Source organism: Terrisporobacter othiniensis, assembly GCF_000808015.1.
Taxonomy (GTDB): Bacteria; Bacillota; Clostridia; order Peptostreptococcales; family Peptostreptococcaceae; genus Terrisporobacter; species Terrisporobacter muris.
Genome location: NZ_JWHR01000034.1, coordinates 1 through 1410 on the forward strand (window position 1 = coordinate 1; position 1410 = coordinate 1410).

General features: G+C 27.3%; 2 protein-coding genes. One reads left to right on the forward strand and one right to left on the reverse strand.

The features are described from left to right. Positions 1–163 precede the first annotated feature (163 nt). Positions 164–1129, forward strand: coding sequence for an FAD-dependent oxidoreductase (locus tag QX51_RS02915; RefSeq protein WP_039678418.1), 966 nt, complete (start codon positions 164–166; stop codon positions 1127–1129). Positions 1130–1165: 36 nt separating this feature from the next. Here the strand turns inward: QX51_RS02915 and QX51_RS02920 are convergent. Continuing rightward, on the reverse strand, positions 1166–1410 hold a 245-nt coding region (locus QX51_RS02920; RefSeq protein WP_039678417.1), incomplete at its 5' end, for a hypothetical protein.

Below are 1410 nucleotides of genomic sequence, written 5' to 3' on the forward strand. Positions count from 1 at the left end.
TAAAAATAGAGGTAAAATAAAATTTATAGATTAAGAAATCTAAACTATTTTTATGAGAGGAAATCTTATTTGTGATAAAAGAGAAAAAGTGGGTATATAGATATTAACAAAATTTAAATTTTAAATTTATATAATTTAAAATTATTGACAGGAGATTATTAATATGGACAGAATATATGACGTAATTATAATTGGTGGTGGACCATCTGGATTATCAGCAGGTATTTATGCTGGTAGAGCTGCCTTAGATACATTAATAATAGAAAAACAATATTTAGGTGGACAAGCTATAACAACTTTTGAGATAGTAAATTATCCTGGAATAGTGGAGATTGACGGACCAAGTTTAATAGATACTATGAGAAAACAGGCTGAAAACTTTGGAGTTAAGTTTGAGTATAGCGAAATACTTTCAATGAATTTAGATGGTAAAATAAAAATAATAAAAACTGGAAATAAAGAATTTAAAGCTAAAACAGTTATAATATCAACAGGTGCTACTCCAAGAAAAGTAGGATTTAAAGGTGAAGAGAAATATTATGGAAGAGGAGTGTCATACTGTGCAACTTGTGATGGAGGATTTTTTAGAAATCTAGATGTGTTTGTTGTTGGTGGTGGATACTCTGCTGCAGAAGAATCTTTATATCTTTCAAGATTAGCTAGAAAAGTAACAGTATTTGTTAGAAAACCTAAGTTCTCATGTGCAAAATCTATTGCAGATAGAGTTTTAGCAAATGATAAAATAGAAGTTAAATTTAATACGGAAGTAGTAGAACTTGGGGGAGAAGAACAACCAACTTATATAGAATATGTAAATAATATTACAAATGAAAAAGAAAGATATGAACTTTCTAAGGATGATATTAGCTTTGGAACATTTGTACTTGCAGGACATATACCAGCTACTGATATGTTTAAAGGTTTAGTTAATATGGATGAATATGGATATATATTAACTGATGATAAAATGAAAACAAATATTGAAGGTGTATATGCTGCTGGTGATTTAAGAGAAAAATCATTAAGACAAGTTGTTACAGCTGTATCAGATGGTGCCATAGCTGCTACTGAATGCGAAAAATATTTAGAAGAAAATCATAATATATTTAAAAATATAGAAGAAAAATAAATTAAAAAGGAGCTACTCATTAATAAATTTAAATTATTATGAGAAAGCTCCTTTAATATTATCTTTTTTTCTTTTTCTTTTTTTCTTACCTTTATTTAGACGCTTTTGTTCGGCCTTAATAGCTTTCTTTTCAGCTGCAATTCTAGCTTTTTCTTCAGCATCTTTTTTTTCTAATTTAGCAACATATAGAGTTAATAATAATAACACTATACCCATAATTACAAATACATAGTTTTTGATTGATAAACCTAAAATTATAATAATTGCATCAATTATTACAC